Source organism: Vibrio sp. 1727, assembly GCF_033344415.1.
GTDB classification, from domain to species: domain Bacteria; phylum Pseudomonadota; class Gammaproteobacteria; order Enterobacterales; family Vibrionaceae; genus Vibrio; species Vibrio alginolyticus.
The window spans coordinates 1-601 of sequence record NZ_JAWPOT010000440.1; the positions used below are offsets into that span (position 1 = coordinate 1).

Annotated in this window: 1 pseudogene; it reads right to left on the bottom strand. The window is 43.4% G+C overall.

From position 1 onward, the window contains the following. Positions 1 to 209: 209 nt before the first annotated feature. Positions 210 to 601 (bottom strand): annotated as a pseudogene (gene queF, locus R8O10_RS26235) (NADPH-dependent 7-cyano-7-deazaguanine reductase QueF); the annotation flags it as partial.

Genomic DNA, 601 nt, shown 5'->3' on the forward strand with positions numbered 1-601 from the left:
CAAAAAAAGCCTATTAATTTAATTAGACGCGAACTGTCCCAAAACATTCTTTTCGTTCCCTCGAACTGTTTTAGATAGCGGATAAACCCAAATGACTTCAACTTGCTTTTTATAGCCGATTGAAGTCATTTGGTATAGTAACATGCTTGGGCAATAAAAACGCCCGGCAATCCTTTTGATTGCCGAACTTATTTCTGCCTATCACGCTATTATTGACGAGCCATGCGATGATTATGAGCTGGCTTATCTTGTTCTGTCGAACGGTAAGGGTTGATATCCAAGCCGCCACGACGAGTGTAACGCGCAAACACAGTCAATTTGTTTGGTTGGCAGTATTTCATCAGGTCAGTGAAAATACGTTCTACACATTGCTCATGGAACTCGTTGTGTTCACGGAAAGACACCAAATAGCGCAGCAACTTCTCACGATCGATCTTGGCACCTTGGTAGCGAATTTCAACGCTCCCCCAGTCTGGCTGGTTGGTGATCAAACAGTTCGATTTCAATAGGTGGCTATGCAGCACTTCTTCTACTTGCTCTTCGCCAGCAGCACCTGCTAGCAAATCAGCATCAAAATCGTAGCTGTTGATTTCAATGTCTT